This is a genomic window from Streptomyces sp. NPDC006743 (assembly GCF_040703815.1).
Lineage (GTDB): Bacteria > Actinomycetota > Actinomycetes > Streptomycetales > Streptomycetaceae > Streptomyces.
Genome location: NZ_JBEYJA010000003.1, coordinates 37961 through 54331, shown reverse-complemented (window position 1 = coordinate 54331; position 16371 = coordinate 37961). Strand labels below are relative to the sequence as shown.

Sequence of the window (16371 nt, the reverse complement as noted above, 5' to 3'; positions counted from 1 at the left end):
CGTGACGGGACGCGAGAAACCGGTGCGGCCGGACCCCCGGGTCTCATATCAGGCCAGGGGCGGCCCGTCGGTCAAGAGCCGTGCGGACGGCATGTGGCGCCGGGGGCGGCCCCGCACGAGCGTGCCCGGGCCCCGGCGCGCACCCGGGCGGCGGTCAGGACGCCGGTCCCGCCTCCCGTGCCGCGCCGCCCTGCGGCGCCTGGCGGCCGGAGAGCGCGTGGTTGAAACGCGTCAGCAGGGAGCAGAAGGCCGCGCGCTCCTCGGGCGTCCAGTCCTCGGTCAGCTCGGCCATCAGCCGGCGCCTGGAGGTGCGGACCTCCTCCAGCCGCGTCAGCCCGCGCGGGGAGAGCTGGAGCACCACCGCCCGCCCGTCCTCGGGGTGCGAGGTCCGCTTCACGAGCCCGGTGTCCACGAGCGGCGCCACCTGACGGGTGACCGTGGAGGAGTCGATGCCCATGCTCGCGGCGAGCGCCTTGACGCCCATCGGGCCTTCCTTGTCGAGGCGGTTGAGCAGCAGGTAGGCGGCGCGGTCCATGGAGTTGCGGACCTGCCCCACCCCGCCGAGCCGGGTCTGTTCCGCACGGCGGGCGAACAGCGCCACCTCGTGCTGGAGGGTTTCGAGGAGACCGGTGTCACCGACGCTCGTCATGTCCATCGACATTTCAGGTGTTGTGGGCATGGCCGGAGGCTCACTTCTGACGGGCTGCTGGGTTGGGGGACAGGGTACGCGGCCGGACGGCGGGGCGTACCGGCGCTGCGCGAACCGGTCTCGCAGGTTGGTCACGGGCGACCCGGCGCGGTCGTGAACTGCGAGACTTCCATCATGAGCTACGGCACGGCTGAGTCCTTCCCGCCCGTCACGCTGGACGATGTGCGCGGCGCCCAGAAGATGCTCTCGGGCGTGGCGCGGGTGACCGCCATGGAGAGCAGCAGGCACCTGTCCGAACTCGCGGGCGCGCCGGTCCTCCTCAAGTGCGAGAACCTTCAGCGCACGGGGTCCTTCAAGCTGCGCGGCGCCTACGTGCGGATCGCCGGCCTGCTGCCGGAGGAGCGCGCCGCGGGCGTGGTGGCCGCGAGCGCGGGCAACCACGCGCAGGGCGTCGCCCTGGCCTCGCAGCTGCTCGGGGTGCACGCCACGGTGTTCATGCCCAAGGGCGCCCCGCTGCCGAAGATCAGCGCCACCCGGGGCTACGGCGCCGAGGTGCGCCTGCACGGCCAGGTGGTCGACGAGACGCTGGCCGCCGCGCAGGAGTACGCCGCCGAGACCGGCGCGGTCTTCATCCACCCCTTCGACCACCCGGACGTCATCGCGGGGCAGGGCACCGTCGGACTGGAGATCCTGGAGCAGTGCCCGCAGGTGCGCACGATCGTCGTCGGCATCGGCGGCGGCGGGCTCGCGGCCGGGATCGCGGTCGCGGTGAAGGCGCTGCGGCCGGACGTGCGGATCATCGGGGTGCAGGCGGCGGGCTCGGCGGCGTACCCGCCCTCGCTGGCGGCGGGACGGCCGGTGGCGATCGGCAGCCCGACGACGATGGCCGACGGCATCAGGGTCGGGCGGCCGGGCGACGTGCCGTTCGGCATCGTCTCCGAACTGGTGGACGAGGTGCGCACGGTCGGCGAGGACCAGCTGTCCGCGGCCCTGCTGCTCCTGCTGGAGCGGGCCAAGCTGGTGGTGGAGCCGGCCGGGGCCAGCCCGGTGGCGGCGTTGCTGTGCGCCGAGGGGGGAGAGGGCGCCGAGGAGGCCTTCGAGGGGCCGGTCGTGGCGGTGCTCTCCGGCGGCAACGTCGACCCGGTGCTGCTCCAGCGGGTCCTGCGGCACGGGATGGCGGCGCAGGGCCGCTACCTGGCCGTCACGCTGCGGCTGACGGACCGGCCCGGCGCCCTGGCCACCCTGCTCGGGGTGCTGTCGGCGGTCGACGCCAACGTCCTGGACGTCAGTCACGTACGGACCGACCCGCGGCTCGGGCTCACGGAGGCCGAGGTGGAGCTGCACCTGGAGACGAAGGGGCAGGCGCACTGCGCCGAGGTCGGCCAGGCCCTGCGCGAGGCCGGCTACACGGTCATCGTCTGAACCGCCGCCGTCCCGCGGCCCGCGCCGGCCTGCGCGGCGGTCACGAGTACAGCCGCGGCGCCGGGCGGCGTCGCCGGGGCGGCCGTGCCGGGCGGGACCGCGCCGGGTGCGGCCGCCGCCCCGCGCCGGGTACGACGAAGCCCCCCGCGCCCGGCGGGGCGTGCGGGGGGCCGGTCTCCGGGACGGGTGCGCGTCTCCGGTGCCGCGTGCGCGGTCAGCCGTTGTACGGCTCGGCCTTGAGGATCGTCACCGAGGCCTTCTTGCCGTTCGGCAGCTCGTACTCCGCGTCCTCGCCGACCTTGTGGCCGATCACGCCGGAGCCGAGCGGCGACTGGGGCGAGTAGGTCTCGATGTCGGCGCTCGCGTACTCGCGCGAGGCCAGCAGGAAGGTCAGCGTGTCGTCCTCGTCACCGTCGAAGGCGATCGTGACGACCATGCCGGGCGCGACCGCGCCGTCCGCGGATGCCGGGGCCTCGCCCACCTGGGCGTTCTCGAGGAGCTGGGTCAGCTGGCGCACGCGGAGCTCCTGCTTGCCCTGCTCCTCCTTGGCCGCGTGGTACCCACCGTTCTCGCGCAGGTCGCCCTCCTCGCGCGCGGCCGCGATCTTGGCTGCGATCTCGGTGCGCGCGGGACCAGTAAGGTACTCAAGCTCGTCCTTGAGCTTGTTGTACGCCTCCTGGGTCAGCCAGGTGACGTTCTCGCTGGTCTGGGTCACAGGTGCTCCTCGTCGGTACTGGGAATACAAAGCATCGCCCTACCCAGAAGAATGGTCCCTCATGGATGGGCGAAACCACGAGCCTAACAATTCAGGGGCGAAAGGGGGAGGACATAAGCCATCTAAATTGCGTCAACGCAGGTCAGCGGTCGTGTATTCCGGTAGGAGCGCGGGTGTGGCCCCGCCCGGACCGCGTCAGTCGGCGTGGCAGCCCAGCAGCTCGCCGGTCGTCCCCCGGGCCGTGGTGCGCAGGGTGAGGACCTTGTCGACCTGCTTGGCGCGCTGGTCGAAGCGGAAATCGGCCCGGCCCACCTCGGTGCCGTCGGCCGCCTGCGAGCGCAGCGTGCAGTAACCGCGCGCCCCGGCGTCCTTGTGCACCTCCAGGTGGATCTGCACCGCGTCGTCCGACGCCTGGAACGAGACGACCTGGGCGCTGATCTTGTTCTGCCCCACGTAGTGGTAGGCGAAGTAGCCGATCAGGGCGAGCAGCAGGGCCCCGAGGACGGCACCGGCGATCTTGAGTTTGCGGTCGGCGCGTTCGTCCGGGGAGCGGCCGTAGCGGCCCTCGGGCAGCCGGGTGCTCGCCGTACTCATGATCGTCCTCTCGGCAGGGGCGGGACGGTCGTCCCGCGAGGGGCCCCGGAGCCCCGCTCCGGAATTATTCGCCCCCCGATTCGGTCACTATAGAAGCCCCGGACCGCCGCTCGGCCGCCACCCCGCACCGACGGGGCACCGGCGCGGCGGCCGTGCAGCGCCCGACGACGCCGGGCACCGACTTGACCTTGAGGAATGAGCCTTGACTGACCAGCTGCGACTGATGGCCGTGCACGCGCATCCCGACGACGAGTCGAGCAAGGGCGCGGCCACCATGGCGAAGTACGTGTCCGAGGGGGTGGACGTGCTGGTGGTGACCTGCACGGGCGGAGAGCGCGGCTCCATCCTCAACCCCAAGCTCCAGGGCGACACGTACATCGAGGAGCACATCCACGAAGTGCGCAAGAAGGAGATGGACGAGGCGCGCGAGATCCTCGGCATCAAGCAGGAGTGGCTCGGCTTCGTCGACTCCGGCCTGCCCGAGGGCGACCCGCTGCCGCCGCTGCCCGAGGGCTGCTTCGCCCTGGAGGACGTCGACAAGGCCGCCGGCGAGCTGGTGCGCCAGATCCGCTCCTTCCGCCCGCAGGTGATCACCACCTACGACGAGAACGGCGGCTACCCGCACCCCGACCACATCATGACCCACAAGATCTCGATGGTGGCGTTCGAGGGCGCGGCGGACACCGAGAAGTACCCCGAGGAGGAGTACGGCCCGGCGTACCAGCCGCTCAAGCTGTACTACAACCAGGGCTTCAACCGCGCGCGCACCGAGGCGCTGCACAAGGCCCTGCTCGACCGCGGCCTGGAGTCCCCCTACGGCGAGTGGCTGGAGCGCTGGGAGAAGTCCGGCCACAAGGACCGCACGCTGACCACCCACGTCCCCTGCGCGGACTTCTTCGAGATCCGCGACAAGGCGCTGATCGCCCACGCCACGCAGATCGACCCCGACGGCGGCTGGTTCCGGGTGCCGATGGACGTCCAGAAGGAGGTCTGGCCGACCGAGGAGTACGAGCTGGCGAAGTCGCTCGTGGACACCTCCCTGCCCGAGGACGACCTCTTTGCGGGCGTCCGGCAGCACTGAGGGACAATGCCTGACATGAGCGCAAGCGCGAGCCTGGCAACGACGCATCTGGTCACCCTGGCCGAGTTCGACAAGAACAAGGTCACCCCCGGCGTCCTCGGTTTCATCGTCTTCGCGGTGATGGCCCTGGCGGTGTGGTTCCTGATGAAGTCCATGAACCGCCACATGGGCAGGGTGGACTTCAAGGAGGCCCAGGAGGCCGACCAGAACCCCACGGGCAAGGGCGGCCCCGGCCGCGCCCACCCCTCCGAGGGCTGACCTGCCGCCCAGCGGGTGATTCCGCCCACCCCACCCGGGGCGCGGAGTCACCCTCCGTCATGCCCGCGCACGCCCGCGCGCCGCTGCCTCACCCCCGCGCCGGTGCCGCCTGCACGCCCATCACCTCACGGGCGTGCCGGTCCGGGACCATGCCCAGGCGCCAGGCCTGCCAGCCCGCCTCCAGGCTCACACCGCGCTCCAGGACGAGCCGGTACGCCTCGATGCAGCCCTCCAGCTTCCGGTCCCGCAGCGGATGGCCGGCCCGGGCCAGCGCCGCCAGGTCCTCCTGAGCGACCGCGGTACCGACCTCCACACCGCCGGGCGCCGCGAACGGCAGCAGCGTGCAGCGCAAGAAGCGCGCCCAGTCCTCGCCGCGCCGGTCGCCGTAGGAGGAGAACAGCGCCAGCGCCTCGTCGCACAGCGCGAGGGCCTGCGGGGTGCGGGCGTTGCCCGCGTCGACCACGGCCAGCTCCAGGCACGTCCAGGCCTCGCCGTGCGCCACCCCGATGCGCTGGAAGTCGGCGCGCGCGTCCACCAGGAGCTGACGGGCGAAACCGGAGTTGCGCAGCGAGCCGGTCTGCGCCGCCCGCTGGTCGCGGGTGACCCGGGCCGAATGGTGGCGGGCGCAGGCCAGACCGTAGACGTCGCGCATCCGGGAGAACATCGTGCGGGCCCGTTCCAGCTCGCGCACCGCCTGGTCCAGGCCGCCGGTCTCCTCCAGCGCCTGCCCCAGGTAGTACAGCGTCCACGCCTCACCGCGGGCGTCCTCGTTGTCGCGGTGCCGGGCGGCCGCCCCGCGCAGCGCCTCCACCGCCTCCGCGGTCTCCCCGGCCAGCAGCCGGGCGCGCGCCAGCTGCGTCAGCGCCCACGCCTCGCCGCGGGCGTCGCGGGTGCGGCCGTACCGCTCCAGGGCCTCGCCCAGGTGCGCCTCCGCCTCCTCCACGTCGCCCTGGCGCAGCGCGAGCTGGCCCAGCTGGAAGTGCGCCCACGCCTCGCCGTGCACGGACCCGCCCTCACGGTGCAGCACCAGGGAACGCGTCAGCAGGTCCAGCGCCTCGGCCAGGTTGCCCCGGTCGCGCTCCACGGCCGCCAGCGCGTGCATCGTCCACGCCCGGTCGGTCGCCAGCTCCGGCACGTCCTGCAACGCCATCGCCTCGCGCAGCCGGGCCGCGGCCTCGGTCAGGGCGCCCTGGTGGTGCAGGGTGATGCCGAGCGAGTTCAGCGCGCGGGCCGCGCCCGCCTCGTGGTGCGCCTCGCGGTACAGGTCGACGACGGAGGCCAGCGTGGCGCGCGCCTTGTCCAGCTCGCCCAGCTGCCGGGCCGCGATGCCGGTGCGCCACTGCACCGAACGGACCAGCAGCCCCTGGTCGACGGCCTGGGTCAGCTCGCTGATCTCACCCAGCCGGTACAGGTCGCCGCGCAGCAGGCAGTAGTCGCACAGCGCACCCAGCAGGTTCAGGACGGCCGCCTGGTCCACGTCCTCCGCGTGCCGCAGGGCCGCCGTGATGAAGCTGGACTCGTCGTCCAGCCAGCGCAGCGCCTCGTCCAGGGAGGTGAAGCCGTGCGGGCTGAAGCGGTCCGAGCGGGTCGAGTTGTTGCCGTCGACCAGGCGCAGCACCGAGTCGGCCAGCTCGGCGTAGTTCCCGATCAGCCGCTCCTGCGCGGCCGTCCGCTCGGCGGGGTCCTCCTCGTCCAGCAGCCGCGCGTGGGCGAAGGACCGCACCAGGTCGTGCAGCCGGTGGCGGCTGCCGCGTACGTGGTCGACCAGACCGGCGCGGGCCAGGGCCGTCAGGTGCCGGGTCGCCTCCGCCTCGTCCGTGGCGAGCAGCGCGGCCGCCGCCGCGGCGCCCAGCGAGGCGCGGCCCGCCAGGGCGAGCCGCCGCAGCAGCCGGCGGGCCGGTTCCGTCTGATCGGTGTAGCGCAGCCACAGGACCCGCTCGACGGGATCCACCGGGCCGTACGCCGCGAGGTCCGTGGCCAGCCGGCGCGGCGAGCGCGGGCCGAGGGCGGAGCCCGCGATCCGCAGCGCCAGCGGCAGCCCGCCGCACAGCGCGCGGATCCGCTCGGCGGAGTCCGCGTCGTAGGGACCGGATGTGTCCTCGGCGGCGGCGCCCAGCAGCTCCTCGGCGCCCGCCTCGTCCAGGGCCTCGACCGGAAGCTGGTACACCCAGGCCGGCAGGTCGGCGGGCAGCTCCAGCGGGGTGCGGGCGGTGACCAGGACCAGGCCGTCGGAGCGCTCGGGCACCAGGGCGGCCACCTGGGCGGCGTCCGAGGCGTCGTCCAGCACGATCGTCACCGGCAGCCCCGTCAGATGCTGGTCGTACAGCTCGCCCAGCCGCTTGACCTGCTGGTCGGGCGAGGAGCGGTCGCGGAACAGGAGCTGCTCGCGGGGCGCGCCGAGCCGGTTCAGCAGGTGCAGCAGCGCGTCACGGGTGGTCAGCGGCGGCTCGTCGGCGCTGTCCCCGCGCAGGTCGACGACGACCGCGCCGCGGAACTGGTCGCGCAGCTCGTGCGCCGCGCGGACGGCGAGGGTGGAGCGGCCGGAGCCGGGCGCGCCGTGCAGGACGACGACCGTCGGCCGGGTCTCGGAGTGGGCGCGGGCCGCCTGCACCCACTGCCGGATCCGCGCCATCTCCTGCCGGCGCCCGGCGAACACACCGTCCGGCTCGGGCAGTTGCCCGAAGGACTGCTCCAGCACGCTGCGCCTGCGGGCCGCCGCGCTCTTGTCCGCGCCGCGCAGCCGGGGCGCCGCCTTCTTCGGCGCGGCGGAGGCGGTGAGCACGCGCTGCTGGTCCAGGAACGGCCGGATGCCGCGCACCTCCAGGGCGGTGAGCCACTGCAGCCGCAGCTGCTCGGCGCCGCCGGGCTGGCCGGCCGCGCCCGCCCGCCGGTGGGCCGCCGGCAGATGCGCGGCGCCCACCTTGACGACGGTGGCGGCGGCGCCCGCCACGGCGGCCACGGCACCCGCGCCGAGCGCGGCGCCAGCCCCGGTGCCGAGCGCCACGTCGCCCACGGCGGCGGCCAGCGCGGCAACCACCGCGACCATCAGGGGAGTTCCGGCGCCCTCGCGCGCGTAGCGCTGCCCGAAGGTCAGCTGCCCGGCCGCCGCCTCGTCCAGCGCCCGGGTGTACGCCTCGTACTCCTCCTGGGCCGGCCGGGCGAGGACGTCCAGCGCGGCCTTGGCGCGCGACAGCAGCACCCCGCCGTCCACCCGCCCGCCCGACCGGCGCACCTCCTCCTCCACGGCCCGGGCGAGCAGCCGTTCGGCCTCCGCCCGATGAGCGTCCCGCATGTCCCGTCCCCCTCCGGCGGCAACTCCTGTGCCTACGAGTGTCCTTCGGGCGGGGCGCGAGCGCGAGGGGGTGGCGATCACTGGCGCCGTCTTCGTGACTTTCGTAAGACTCGCTCGTTTTTATGACTGTCGATCTGATGGTCGGAAGGGAGAACGTGAACGACGTTCCTACGCACTGGCGGAGCGAACTCCTCGACGTCGCCTCCTACGCCCGGATATCCGAGGATGTCCGGCAAAGGGACGGTCACGGAGTCCGCCACCAGCTGCGGATCAATGAGCGCACGGCGCACGAGCACGGTTGCCGGGTGGTGGCCGCCTACGTCGACAACGGGCGCTCCGCGTCCAAGGAAGGCATGGCGCGGCCCGGGTTCGATCGGTTGCTCGAGGATCTGGTGCGGGGGCGGACAGCCGAGGGCCAGGAGGTACACGGAGTCGTCTGTGTCGCCGACGATCGCCTGTATCGACGCCCCGAGGATCTGGCCCGATTCTTCGCCGCCCTGACAAGCCGGCCCGGCCGGGTGTACCTCGATCCGAGTGGTTTCAGGGATCCGTACACGCACGAGGGCCTGCTGCAGGCGGTGCGGTCACTCGAAGCGGCGGTCACGGAAACACGGCTCAGGAGCGACCGGGTGCTGAACTGGCACTGGGCCCGTGCCATCGAGGGCGTGCCGCACAGCGGGCCGCGGCCCTTCGGATGGCGGGAGGACAGGACCACCCGGCACCCCCAGGAGGCAGCCTTGGTCGAGCAGGCGATCGACGAGCGGGTCGCCGGAAAGGCGGTCCGGGCGATCGCCCGGGAGTGGTTCGACCTCGGCGTCACAGGAACCCGGGGTGGCAGGCCCAATGGGCAGACCGTCACACAGGTCATCACAGCGCCCAGGGTGTGCGGATACCGGTCCAGCCGGGGGCGGCTGTTGCTGGTGCCGGAGACGGGGGAACCCGTGACGGGGAGCTGGGAACCCATCGTGGCGCCGGACCGGTGGCAGGCGGTGTGTGCGACGTTCTCACCCGGCAGCTTGTACCTGCACAGGGGTAGCGGGACTCCCCGACGCACAGACGAGCGACGCCCCGCTCCCCGGCACCTGGCCACCGGCTTCCTGCGCTGCGGCGCGCAGCGGACCGATGGCACGTTGTGCCACGGCCCTCTGAGCGCGCAGAAGGGCAGGAGCCGCAGGAGTCTCTACGTCTACTCGTGCCGGTCCTGTCAGCGGTGCAGCATCAGCGGTCCACTGGCAGATGAGGCTCTTGAACGACTTCTGCTCTCCGGATCACCGGCAGGGCCGCGCTTGACGGAGGACACGCGCGGACGCTGGAAGTCCGGCGAGCTGGCGGAGAGGCGGCAGATCGCCGGATCAGTCCTCGTGCACTGCGCCGTCCAGCCGGGTGTGAAGGGGAAGCAGGAGTGGGACTTCTCCCGGCTCGCCCCCGTCTGGCGCTGAGCCGGCCGGGGCGACGGGTCTCCTGGGGACGAAGCGCAGGTCGTTCTGCGACCTGCCGCCCCTGTCGGGCAGGATGGGACCATGCCGAATCGACTGGCTCAGGAAACCTCTCCCTATCTCCTCCAACACGCCGACAACCCCGTCGACTGGTGGCCGTGGTCGTCTGAGGCGTTCGAGGAGGCGCGGCGGCGTGGTGTGCCCGTGCTCCTGAGCGTCGGCTATTCGAGCTGCCATTGGTGCCATGTCCTGTCGGCGGAAAGCTTCGAGGACGAAGCGGTCGCCGCCTATATGAACGAGCACTTCGTCAGCGTCAAGGTCGACCGGGAGGAGCGGCCCGATGTCGACGCCGTCTACATGGAGGCCGTGCAGGCGGCCACCGGGCAGGGCGGCTGGCCGATGACCGTGTTCCTGACGCCCGACGCCGAACCGTTCTACTTCGGCACCTACTTCCCGCCCGTGCCCCGGCAGGGGATGCCGTCCTTCCGGCAGGTGCTGCAAGGCGTGCGGCAGGCCTGGGAGACCCGCCGGGACGAGGTCACCGACGTCGCCGGGAAGATCGTCCGCGACCTCGCCCAGCGCGAGATCGACTACGGCGGTACGCGGACCCCGGGCGGCGAGGAGCTGGGGCAGGCGCTGCTCGGGCTGACCCGCGAGTACGACCCGCAGCGCGGCGGGTTCGGCGGCGCGCCGAAGTTCCCGCCCTCCATGGTGATCGAGTTCCTGCTGCGCCACCACGCCCGCACCGGCTCGGAGGGCGCCTTGCAGATGGCCCGGGACACCTGCGAGCGGATGGCCCGCGGCGGCCTGTACGACCAGCTCGGCGGCGGCTTCGCCCGCTACTCCGTGGACCGCGACTGGGTCGTGCCGCACTTCGAGAAGATGCTGTACGACAACGCGCTGCTCTGCCGGGTCTACGCCCACCTGTGGCGCACCACCGGCTCGGAACTGGCCCGCCGCGTGGCCCTGGAGACCGCCGACTTCATGGTCCGCGAACTGCGCACGGAGCAGGGCGGTTTCGCCTCCGCGCTCGACGCGGACAGCGACGACGGGCAGGGACGGCACGTGGAGGGCGCCTACTACGTGTGGACGCTCGAGCAGTTGCGCGAGGTCCTCGGTGACGAGGACGCCGAACTCGCCGCCCAGTACTTCGGCGTCACCGAGGAGGGCACCTTCGAGCACGGCGCCTCCGTCCTCCAGCTCCCCGTCCGCGAGGGCGTCCACGACGCCGAGCGCATCGAGGCGGTCCGCCGCCGTCTGTCCGCGGCGCGCGCCCGGCGGCCCGCGCCCGGCCGGGACGACAAGGTCGTCGCCGCCTGGAACGGTCTCGCGGTCGCCGCCCTCGCCGAGACCGGCGCCTACTTCGACCGTCCCGACCTGGTGGAGGCCGCCCTCGGCGCCGCCGACCTGCTCGTACGGCTGCACATGGACGAGCACGCCGGGCTGACCCGCACCAGCCGGGACGGGCACGCCGGGGAGAACGCCGGGGTGCTGGAGGACTACGCGGACGTCGCCGAGGGCTTCCTCGCGCTCGCCTCGGTGACCGGCGAAGGGGTCTGGCTCGACTTCGCGGGCCTGCTCCTCGACCACGTCCTGACCCGGTTCACCGACCCGGAGTCCGGCTCCCTGTACGACACCGCCACCGACGCCGAGAAGCTGATCCGGCGCCCCCAGGACCCCACCGACAACGCGACCCCGTCGGGCTGGACGGCCGCCGCGGGCGCCCTGCTCGGCTACGCGGCGCACACCGGTTCGCAGCCGCACCGCGCCGCCGCCGAACGGGCGCTGGGCGTCGTCCAGGCGCTCGGTCCGCGCGTCCCGCGCTTCGTCGGCTGGGGTCTGGCCGTGGCCGAGGCGGCGCTCGACGGGCCGCGCGAGGTGGCGGTCGTCGGGCCGTCCCCGGCCGACGAGCGGGCCCGTGCCCTGCACCGTACGGCGCTGCTGGCGCCCGCGCCCGGTGCCGTCGTCGCCTACGGCACCGAAGGCAGCGACGAGTTCCCGCTGCTCGCCGGCCGTCCCCTGCTGGGCGGCGGGCCCGCCGCGTACGTCTGCCGCAACTTCACCTGCGACGCCCCGACCGGCGACCCCGAGCGGCTGCGCGCGGCGCTGGGCGGGTGAGGCGCCTGCGTCAGGAGGTGAAGGCGAGGATGAGGATCGCCAGCAGCGCCTGGGCGGCCCACTGGAGGACGGCGGCCCCGGCGCGGGCAGAGGCCCGCCGGCGGGGGAGCACCAGCGCGGCCACGCCGGCGGCGGCGGAGGCGAAGAACAAGCCGTAGAGGACGCCTCCCCCGCCCTGGTGGCAGCCCTGGGTGGAGTCGCCGTACATCAGGCACTGCGTGCCGTGCTCGGTGGAGAGGGCCAGCAGCCGGCAGCCGACGACCATGGGCACGAGCAGGCCCAGGCCGACGGCGGCCCACACCGTGCTGGTGGTCCCGGGCTCCCCGGCTGCCGCGTTCCGTGTCGTCGCTGTCATGGCTCCAGCCAACCGGAGCGGGCCGCCGCGCTGATCGGTGCGCGTACTCAGCTCCCCTGCGCGCGCGTACTCATCGCCTGTTCCACGATCGCCGCCAGCTGGTCGTGGTGGGCGCCCTTCCAGTACGCGCGTCCGCAGGCGCGGCACTGCGCGAAGACGTCGTAGGTGCGCTGGGTGCCGTGTGCGAGCTGGTCGGCCACCTCGTCCTTGGTGGCCGCTCTGAGCAGGCCGTTGCAGGCGGTGCAGCGGGTCCAGGGCCGCAGCTCGGGGTGGAAGCGGCCGAGGACGTCGCGGAGCTGGTCGTCGGGGCGGGTGCTGTAGACGAAGGCGCCCGCCCACAGTTCGCGGCGGCGCAGCAGGCCGCGGTCGCGGCTGAGCAGGACCCGCTTCTCGGCCGCCGAGCGGGCGGCGAGGGCGGGGTCGCCGATGTCCGTCGACTCGTACGCCGTGTCGACGCCGAGGAGGCGCAGGCGGCGGGCGAGGGTGCCCAGGTGCACGTCGAGGAGGAACCGCAGGGGTGCGCCGGGGACCCGCTGGGGGCGTTCGACGGCGCGCACCCGCACGGCCTCGCCGGCCCGCGGGACGTGCGCGGCGGGCACCTCGCGGCCGTCGACCAGCAGCGTGCCGACCTCGGTGAGGGGGACGCCGAGGGATTCGACGACGTGGCCGAGCGAGGAGACTCCGTCGGTGACGACCGCGGTGGCGCCCCGGCGGCGGGTGTGCGGGACGAACACGTGCAGGCCGGGGGCGAACTCGACGTGGATCTCGGGACCGTTCACCTGGTCAGGATGGCACGCGGGCCCGCCGGTGCCTCAGCGGTTTTCCGGGGGCAGGCCGTGTTCGAGGACGGTGAGGGTGCGGTCGACGAGGTCCGCGAGGTCGTCGCGGTGGCCCCGCTCGGCCCAGAACAGGACGGTCTCCGTCAGCGCGCCGACCAGGGACATCGCCCAGGCCCGCACCTCCAGGCTTTCCGGGTCGCGGCCGGTGCGCTCGGCCGCGGCGGTGCAGAGCAGATGGCCGGTGACCGACATGCTCTCCATCATCCGCGAGCGCACCGCGGGCACCTCGGCCATCAGCCGGGTGCGCAGCCGCGACACCTCGGCGTCCGGGTCCACGCCGCGGCCGACGGCCGTGTGCAGCACATGGCGGACGGAGCGGGTCCAGGGCTCGTCGGCGGGCCGGGCGCGCAGTTCCCGGGCCAGCAGCGGGTCCCACTCGTCGGTGAGGACGATGTCCTCCTTGGTGGGGAAGTACCGGCAGACGGTCGACGGGGAGACCTCCGCCCGTTCGGCGATCTGCTCGATCGTGGTGGCGTCGTACCCCTGCTCCCGGACCAGCGCGTACGTCGCCGCGCGGATCGCCTCACGGGTCCTGATCTTCTTCCGCTCGCGCAGGCCGAGCGGGGGGCGGCCGGCGGGCGGGGCGGGTGCGGCGGGGGAGGCGGGGGAGTGTGCGGCCGTCATGGGCCCATTGTCCGGCACGGGGCCCGCCCCGGCCGCGGCCGGCGGTGGCCGGCCCGCGCCCGCCGGGGCGGGCGCCGTGTGCCGGGGCGGTGGCTATCCGTGCTGGTAGGCGACGAGGGAGATGCCCACGTAGTGCACGGCGAAGGCGGCCAGCGTGAGGGAGTGGAAGACCTCGTGGAAGCCGAACCAGCGGGGGGAGGGGTTGGGGCGTTTGATGCCGTAGACGATGCCGCCCGCGCTGTAGAGCAGGCCGCCGGCGATCACCAGGACCAGGACGGCGATGCCGCCGCTGCGCATGAAGTCGGGCAGGAAGAAGACGGCGGCCCAGCCCATCGCGATGTAGCACGGGGTGTAGAGCCAGCGCGGGGCGCCGACCCAGAAGACGCGGAAGACGATGCCCGCGGCGGCCGCCGCCCAGATGCCCCACAGCAGCCACTGGCCCTTGCCGCCGGGCAGGAGCAGCAGGGTGAGCGGCGTGTAGGTGCCCGCGATGATCAGGAAGATGTTCGCGTGGTCCAGGCGGCGCAGGACTCCGCCGAGGCGGGGGCTCCAGTTGCCGCGGTGGTAGAGCGCGCTCACGCCGAAGAGCAGGCAGGCGGTGAGGACGTAGATCCCGCAGGCGATCCGGCCCCGGGTGGAGTCGGCGAGCGCGGTGAGCACCAGGCCCGCTATCAGCACGGCCGGGAACATTCCGAGGTGCAGCCAGCCGCGCAGCTTCGGCTTGACCGGATGCGGCAGGGAGAGCGCGGCCGGACCGCGGCCACCGGCCGGCGTGTCCAGGGGCGCGTCGGAGGCGGACGCAGTCATGCGCCGCATGGTACCCACCTCCCGGTAAGTCACGCGTCAGCGCAGGGGACGGAATGCGGCGATCGCGGCCGAACCGGGCGAACGCAAAAAGTCCTTCAGCCGAAGTCAACGCGGACGCAAAGAACCCCGGAAAACCGTGGGATTCCTCACCCTGCTCACCTGTGCGGCCCTCTGGACAGATGGGCGCGTGCGTCGGATGATCAAATGAGTGCGGTCGGCACCGGATGAGCGGCTACGAAGCATCCGGGTCGCAGCCCCCACGGGGCGACAAGACAAAAAACCCCTCATTTAGGAGCAATCGTGGCGCGCGACATCGCGGCTCCCCCCGTCCTCCCGACCAACCACAAGGACCTGATCTCGTGGGTCGACGAGATCGCGGAACTCACGCAGCCGGACAGGGTGGTCTGGTGTGACGGATCCGAGGCCGAGTACGAGCGACTGTGCGGGGAGCTCGTCCAGAAGGGCACCTTCCGGAAACTCGACCCGATCAAGCGCCCCAACTCCTACTACGCGGCCTCGGACCCCTCCGACGTGGCCCGCGTCGAGGACCGTACGTTCATCTGCTCCGCGAAGGAGGAGGACGCCGGCCCCACCAACCACTGGAAGGCCCCCGACGAGATGCGGGAGATCTTCCGGGGCCGGGGCGGCGAGGGCGGGATCTTCCGCGGCTCCATGAAGGGCCGGACGATGTACGTCGTCCCGTTCTGCATGGGCCCCCTCGGCTCCCCGCTCTCCGCGATCGGCGTCGAGATCACCGACTCCGCCTACGTCGCCGTGTCCATGCGCACCATGACCCGCATGGGACAGCCGGTCCTCGACGAACTCGGCGACGACGGCTTCTTCGTCAAGGCCGTGCACACCGTGGGCGCCCCGCTGGAGGAGGGCCAGGAGGACGTCCCCTGGCCGTGCAACTCCACCAAGTACATCTCGCACTTCCCCGAGGACCGCGAGATCTGGTCCTACGGCTCCGGCTACGGCGGCAACGCGCTGCTCGGCAAGAAGTGCTACGCCCTGCGCATCGCCTCCGTCATGGCCCGTGACGAGGGCTGGCTCGCCGAGCACATGCTGATCCTCAAGCTCACCCCGCCCACCGGCGAGGCCAAGTACGTCGCCGCCGCCTTCCCCAGCGCCTGCGGCAAGACCAACCTCGCCATGCTGGAGCCGACGATCTCCGGCTGGACCGTGGAGACCATCGGCGACGACATCGCGTGGATGCGGTTCGGCGAGGACGGCCGCCTGTACGCGATCAACCCGGAGGCCGGCTTCTTCGGCGTCGCGCCCGGCACCGGTGAGCACACCAACGCCAACGCGATGAAGACGCTGTGGGGCAACTCGGTCTTCACCAACGTCGCCCTCACCGACGACGGCGACGTGTGGTGGGAGGGCATGACGGAGGAGACCCCGGCCCACCTGACCGACTGGAAGGGCAACGACTGGACGCCCGAGTCCGGCACCCCGGCCGCGCACCCCAACGCCCGCTTCACCACCCCCGCCGCCCAGTGCCCGATCATCGCGCCGGAGTGGGAGGACCCCAAGGGCGTGCCGATCTCGGCGATCCTCTTCGGCGGCCGCCGCGCCAGCGCCGTGCCGCTGGTGACCGAGTCCTTCGACTGGAACCACGGCGTGTTCCTCGGCGCGAACGTCGCCTCCGAGAAGACCGCCGCCGCCGAGGGCAAGGTCGGCGAGCTGCGCCGCGACCCGTTCGCCATGCTGCCGTTCTGCGGCTACAACATGGGCGACTACATGGGCCACTGGATCGAGGTCGGCAAGGACAAGGACCAGTCCAAGCTGCCGAAGATCTACTACGTGAACTGGTTCCGCAAGGACGACCAGGGCAGGTTCGTCTGGCCCGGCTTCGGCGAGAACAGCCGCGTGCTGAAGTGGATCGTCGAGCGCCTGGAGGGCAGGGCGGAGGGCGTCGAGACCCCCATCGGCATCCTGCCGACCGAGGCGGCGCTGGACACCGACGGCCTGGACCTGTCCGCCTCCGACCTGAAGTTCCTGCTCACCGTCGACAAGGACGTGTGGCGCGAGGAGGCCGCGCTGGTCCCCGAGCACCTGAACACCTTCGGTGACCACACGCCCGAGGAGCTGTGGGAGCAGTACCGCGCGCTGGTCGAGCGCCTGGGCTGACCCGCCCGCCCCCCCAGAACTCCGCGGCCGACCGCGACCTGCCCTGAC

The 16371-nt window shown here is 72.9% G+C and carries 14 protein-coding genes; 6 read left to right on the top strand and 8 right to left on the bottom strand.

The features are described 5' to 3' along the window. Positions 1–154: 154 nt before the first annotated feature. Complete coding sequence (locus ABZ719_RS03305) at positions 155–679, bottom strand: MarR family transcriptional regulator (protein WP_366723549.1); 525 nt, start codon at positions 677–679, stop codon at positions 155–157. A gap of 144 nt (positions 680–823) precedes the next feature. On the opposite strand from ABZ719_RS03305, the gene ilvA reads away from it, so the two are divergent. Beyond that, complete coding sequence (gene ilvA / locus ABZ719_RS03300; RefSeq protein WP_366723548.1) at positions 824–2071, top strand: threonine ammonia-lyase; 1248 nt, start codon at positions 824–826, stop codon at positions 2069–2071. Between the two features lie 214 nt (positions 2072–2285). On the opposite strand, the gene greA is transcribed toward ilvA, so the two are convergent. After that, entirely contained in the window at positions 2286–2786 is a 501-nt protein-coding gene (gene greA, locus ABZ719_RS03295) for a transcription elongation factor GreA (protein ID WP_366723547.1), read from the bottom strand. Between the two features lie 195 nt (positions 2787–2981). Beyond that, a complete protein-coding gene (locus ABZ719_RS03290) occupies positions 2982–3380 on the bottom strand; it encodes a DUF4307 domain-containing protein (protein ID WP_366723546.1) in 399 nt (132 codons plus the stop codon). Between the two features lie 223 nt (positions 3381–3603). On the opposite strand from ABZ719_RS03290, the gene mca reads away from it, so the two are divergent. Both mca and ABZ719_RS03280 read left to right on the top strand, forming a co-directional pair. Then, the gene (gene mca, locus ABZ719_RS03285) at positions 3604–4461 is read left to right on the top strand and encodes a mycothiol conjugate amidase Mca (RefSeq protein WP_366723745.1); all 858 of its coding nucleotides are present in this window, start codon (positions 3604–3606) and stop codon (positions 4459–4461) included. A gap of 6 nt (positions 4462–4467) precedes the next feature. Next, a complete protein-coding gene (locus ABZ719_RS03280; protein WP_366723545.1) occupies positions 4468–4719 on the top strand; it encodes a hypothetical protein in 252 nt (83 codons plus the stop codon). Between the two features lie 88 nt (positions 4720–4807). Here the strand turns inward: ABZ719_RS03280 and ABZ719_RS03275 are convergent, their stop codons facing one another. After that, positions 4808–8011 (bottom strand): tetratricopeptide repeat protein, encoded by a 3204-nt coding sequence (locus tag ABZ719_RS03275; protein WP_366723544.1) that lies wholly within the window; start codon positions 8009–8011, stop codon positions 4808–4810. Positions 8012–8133: 122 nt separating this feature from the next. On the opposite strand from ABZ719_RS03275, the gene ABZ719_RS03270 reads away from it, so the two are divergent. Together ABZ719_RS03270 and ABZ719_RS03265 are read left to right on the top strand one after the other, a co-directional pair. Beyond that, on the top strand, positions 8134–9450 hold the full coding sequence (locus tag ABZ719_RS03270) for a recombinase family protein (protein ID WP_366723543.1): 1317 nt from the start codon (positions 8134–8136) through the stop codon (positions 9448–9450). 81 nt (positions 9451–9531) lie between these two features. After that, complete coding sequence (locus tag ABZ719_RS03265) at positions 9532–11565, top strand: thioredoxin domain-containing protein (RefSeq protein WP_366723542.1); 2034 nt, start codon at positions 9532–9534, stop codon at positions 11563–11565. A 10-nt stretch (positions 11566–11575) separates the two neighbouring features. Here ABZ719_RS03265 and ABZ719_RS03260 read toward each other — a convergent pair whose 3' ends face one another. From ABZ719_RS03260 to ABZ719_RS03245, 4 genes are all read right to left on the bottom strand, one after another. After that, on the bottom strand, positions 11576–11920 hold the full coding sequence (locus tag ABZ719_RS03260; protein ID WP_366723541.1) for a hypothetical protein: 345 nt from the start codon (positions 11918–11920) through the stop codon (positions 11576–11578). A gap of 47 nt (positions 11921–11967) precedes the next feature. After that, positions 11968–12699, bottom strand: a complete 732-nt coding sequence (locus ABZ719_RS03255; RefSeq protein ID WP_366723540.1) for a Mut7-C RNAse domain-containing protein — start codon at positions 12697–12699, stop codon at positions 11968–11970. A gap of 33 nt (positions 12700–12732) precedes the next feature. Then, the gene (locus ABZ719_RS03250; protein ID WP_366723539.1) at positions 12733–13383 is read right to left on the bottom strand and encodes a TetR family transcriptional regulator; all 651 of its coding nucleotides are present in this window, start codon (positions 13381–13383) and stop codon (positions 12733–12735) included. A 93-nt stretch (positions 13384–13476) separates the two neighbouring features. After that, positions 13477–14190 carry a hemolysin III family protein gene (locus ABZ719_RS03245; RefSeq protein ID WP_366723538.1) on the bottom strand — a complete coding sequence of 238 codons (714 nt, stop codon included), beginning with the start codon at positions 14188–14190 and terminating at the stop codon, positions 13477–13479. A gap of 300 nt (positions 14191–14490) precedes the next feature. Between ABZ719_RS03245 and ABZ719_RS03240 the strand changes: the two genes are divergently transcribed. Next, the gene (locus tag ABZ719_RS03240; RefSeq protein ID WP_366723537.1) at positions 14491–16323 is read left to right on the top strand and encodes a phosphoenolpyruvate carboxykinase (GTP); all 1833 of its coding nucleotides are present in this window, start codon (positions 14491–14493) and stop codon (positions 16321–16323) included. Positions 16324–16371 lie beyond the last annotated feature (48 nt).